We start from the raw sequence: 4,013 nt of genomic DNA, 5'->3' as shown, positions 1-4,013 counted from the left end.
GACTGTCGGAGCCGACAATTATCATTCCCGGTTTGGCGTGATAACTCATCACTTGATGACAAATTCCGTCACCAACATCATGGAATTTTTTAATTCCCTGAACTTTCACAAAATCGCGAATTTTTTGATACTGGTTTGCCAGTTTAGCATTTGTGGGTGGAGCATTGTGATCCAGAACGACCAGTAGTTGCTCCGGATCGAAAACTTTTTCTCCTCCCATTTTATGGAAAGTGTTTTTAATGCTGGCTGTGTTATCGTGTGTGAGAACGATATCAGGTTTGCGAAATACTATCGCACCTTTATCTGCGCCTAATATTTTTTCAACGAATGTTTTTCCCATTTAATGAACCTCCTTAAATAATTTTTCTCTCTTTCTCTCGTTACAAAGCCCCAGCTTTGTAACGCTAAAAAATTTCATCAATTTCGAATACACCGTTTAAACCTGTAAAATTTCTTGCACTTGAATATACCCAATGCTCTGCTTCCTCTACCAAACCACGCTTTACAGGATTATTATGAATATATTCTGCTTTTTGACGAAACATCTCGACATTTACAATTTGCTTTGGTTGATTACCTTCCTGCCAAAACTGAAATGAAGATTGAATTTTATATTCTTTCTTATTTTATCTTAACAACTCTAAAATCCAATTTCTTTTTTCCGATTGAAGTTTTTTTAGCATTACTTTTGCTGTGAAACTTTTGAAATTTTGAATTTTTTTTGAACTAAGCTGTTTTGATGAGAAACTATTAAATGAATGTGGTTATCCATAATTACATAACAATATATTTTCAAATTTTGTTCTTTTTGATAGAATCTGAAATTCTCAATTATAGCGTTCATATAATCCGAATTTGTGAAGATGGGAATCATCTCCACTACTGACATTGTCAGAAAATACAATTGATCTTCTTCTATTATTTTATATCTGCTTCTCATTATTCAGAGTGTTCCCAAGCTGGGGCTTGGGAACAAGAATGTAAATTTCCAATTTCAAATTATCTTAAAAGTCCACCTTTCTGATAAATCTCCAACTGCACATTGGAGAATTTCTCGATCTCGACCGTTTTCCCATTTTCCAGATTTGTCAGAATACCCTGCTCAAAGTCAACTCTGATCTTATCTCTTTGTTTCAATTCAAGTTTTGAAATATCTTTATAGGTCAGAATCGGAAAAGCAGCATTGATGGCATTTCGTTCATAAATTGCGCCGAAGGATTCCGCCAGAATTGCCTGCACTCCCAGAGATTTGAAGCAATCTACAGCCTGCTGACGCGAACTTCCTGCTCCGAAATTTTTATTGGTGATGACAATATCTCCTTTTTCGGCTTTTCGGGAGAAATCTTCCCAACCTTCCAGATTATCGAATGTGTATTGTCCCATTTCAGCAATATCAGTGATCGTTAAATAACGATTATGGAAGATCATATCTGTATCGATATCATCCTTTTCAATCAGCCAGACTTTTCCTTCGATAGTAGTTGGTTTTTCCACAATTTCTTCTTTTTGGGAATCTAACGGTTTTTCAAATTTTCCGGTTGCTTTGAAAACTGAAGGCTTTTCAGGAATTTTATCAGCAGTTGTGATATAACCGGCAACAGCAGACGCAGCAACTTCCGCTGGAGATCCGAGATAGACTTTTCCTTTTCCCTGCTTGCCGGCAAAATTCCTGTTTCCGGTACTGATCGTGATTTCTCCGGGACCGTTTTGACCAATTTGTCCGGCAGCACAGCCGGCACAACCGGCATTTCCGACCAGAACTCCTGCTTTCTTAAAAATATCGATTATACCTTCTTCCAGACACTGATTCCAGATTTCATCTGTTGCTGGAACGATCTTCAAAACAACGCCTGGTGCAACTTTTCGATTTTTCAGGATTTCTGCTGCTTCCCGCATATCTTCCATTCTTCCATTCGTGCAGCTTCCGATAAAAGCAGAATCGATTTTGGTTTGAATAACTTCGTTTATATCAATGGAATCATCCGGATGTCCGGGACGAGAAATCATTGGTACGAATTTACCGAAATCCATCTCAAATTCTTCAGTATAAACCGCATCAAAATCTGCTGTAATTTTTTCGATCTTCTTGCCGGAACGCTCTTCACAATAAGAAATTATCTCATCAGAAGGCGGGAAAAGAACGATGATAGCTCCCATTTCTGTTGCCATGGAAGAGATGGTAATTCTCTCATCGAGAGTAAATTTCTCGACTTCATCACCATAAATTTCAACAGAATATCCCAGAAGTTTGTTCGCACCGAATTTATGCAGCAGATTCAAGACAATATCTTTGGCATAAATATTTTCCGGTCTTTTTCCCTTTAAAGTCAATTTCACTGATTCCGGAACTTTGAACCAGCTTTTACCATTTGCCCAAGCTGCGGCAATATCGCGATCTCCCATTCCCTGACCAAACGCTCCGATCGCTCCCAGAATATTCGCATGTGAGTCTGTCGAAACGATTGTTCCACCTGGAATTGCCAGACCTTTTTCAATTACAAGATGAGTTCCGATCCCGGAATTCACATCATAAACTTTGATCTCGTTTTCACGAGCGAACATCCGGCAATATTGCTGATTGGCAGCATATTTTTGATCCGAACCGGTTGGATTGCAGTCGAATGTGAAAAAAGTTTTGCCCGGATCGTCAACTTCCAATCCATTATTGACAAGATTTTTGACGACATTCGCGCCGCCGAAATCTCTTGCTACTCGTACATCAATTTCGATATCAATTATCTCTCCCGGCTTTACAATTTCCTGTTCGGAATGATTTGCCAGGATCTTTTCTATTAAAGTTAATCCCATATTTTTTCTCCTTTTTTACAACCAACAAAAACTAACAAAACAAACGAAGACCTTACGGGGTTGAGTTAAAATCTTGGAATCCTTACCAATATTCAATCAAGATTACGAAACCTCCATAATGGTCTGTTTACATTACAAATCAAAAATTTAAATTCATTAGAGATAAAAGGTAACCATTGCGAAGATCAAGACCATTCGCAAGGTTTTAGATCTTCAACCTTTCCTTAAATGGAAGGAAAGTCATAAAATCGGCGTGATGAACCAGATAAGCTTCGGTGGTTCGTTTGACCATATTTCCTTCGCCTGCATGCGTTGCGATGATGTGACAAACCTCTGCCGGAATTCCGCATTCTTCTGCAATCGCAACTCCGGAAAACGGATGACGAAGATACTTTCCGTAAGTTCCCTGAACTGCTTTCCCTTCACCATCAAGAACATATTCCAGCAGCTTGCCGACATCTGCCAGAATTGCTCCGGAAATCAGAACATCCATATTCACAGGAAGTTCACCATGATAAAACTCGTTGCATTTTTCACCTGCTGCTTTAGCGATGTGAACCACACTTTGTTTGTGATCCATAAAAGTAACTTTAAGGTCGGGACCACACAAAAGTGTGAATGGAATTGTCTTCAAATCTTCTGCTGAAAGGACGCTTCTTTCCAAAGCCAGCTCCCAAGTTTTTGCAGTTTTTTCTCTAAGATCATCGTCTTTGATCCAATTTAATTCGGGCCATAATTTATAAATATCCATTTTTCTTCCTTTTGATTAACCACTGAGTTCACGGAGAACACGGAGATTCAATTTATTCTCGTATCCAAGCCCCAGCTTGGATACGCACAACAAAATTATTTTATCAACATAAAAAACAGAGTCTAATCCTGAATAATTTCGAGCACTTGAGTAAATCCAGTCCTTCTCATCAGAAACCAGTCCCCTTCTGACAGGATTGTAATGAATATATTCTGTTTTTTGATTAAACATTTCTGGATTCTGAATTTGCTTCGGATGGTTTCCTTCCTGCCAAAACTGAAATTTTGATTCATTTTTATATTCAGCCTTATTCTCTCTCAGTAGATCGAGTATCCAACTTCTATCATCACTCTTAAGTCTGTTTATTATCTCCTTCGCTGTAAAACTTTTAAAGTTCTGAATAACTTGTGATAGATTTTGGGAATGAGACACAATAAGATGGATATGATTATTC

General features: G+C 38.2%; 3 protein-coding genes and 1 pseudogene. All 4 read right to left on the bottom strand.

Going from position 1 to position 4,013, the window contains the following annotated elements:
* The coding region (locus ENL20_09930) for an aconitate hydratase (protein ID HHE38874.1) at positions 1 to 340 on the bottom strand (340 nt) is incomplete at its 3' end.
* A gap of 64 nt (positions 341 to 404) precedes the next feature.
* Positions 405 to 940: pseudogene (locus tag ENL20_09925) on the bottom strand (hypothetical protein).
* Between the two features lie 59 nt (positions 941 to 999).
* A complete protein-coding gene (locus ENL20_09920) occupies positions 1,000 to 2,808 on the bottom strand; it encodes a homoaconitate hydratase family protein (GenBank protein HHE38873.1) in 1,809 nt (602 codons plus the stop codon).
* A gap of 205 nt (positions 2,809 to 3,013) precedes the next feature.
* On the bottom strand, positions 3,014 to 3,559 hold the full coding sequence (locus ENL20_09915) for an HDIG domain-containing protein (protein ID HHE38872.1): 546 nt from the start codon (positions 3,557 to 3,559) through the stop codon (positions 3,014 to 3,016).
* Positions 3,560 to 4,013 lie beyond the last annotated feature (454 nt).

It is taken from the genome of Candidatus Cloacimonadota bacterium, assembly GCA_011372345.1.
GTDB lineage: Bacteria > Cloacimonadota > Cloacimonadia > Cloacimonadales > TCS61 > DRTC01.
Note: the sequence above shows the minus strand (reverse complement) of the source record. Positions and strands in the feature narration are given on the sequence as shown.

Bases quoted from the DNA above. Each gene is read 5' to 3' on its own strand.
- ENL20_09920 (HHE38873.1), bottom strand. From the start codon at position 2,808: ATGGGATTAACTTTAATAGAAAAGATCCTGGCAAATCATTCCGAACAG.
- ENL20_09915 (HHE38872.1), bottom strand. From the start codon at position 3,559: ATGGATATTTATAAATTATGGCCCGAATTAAATTGGATCAAAGACGAT.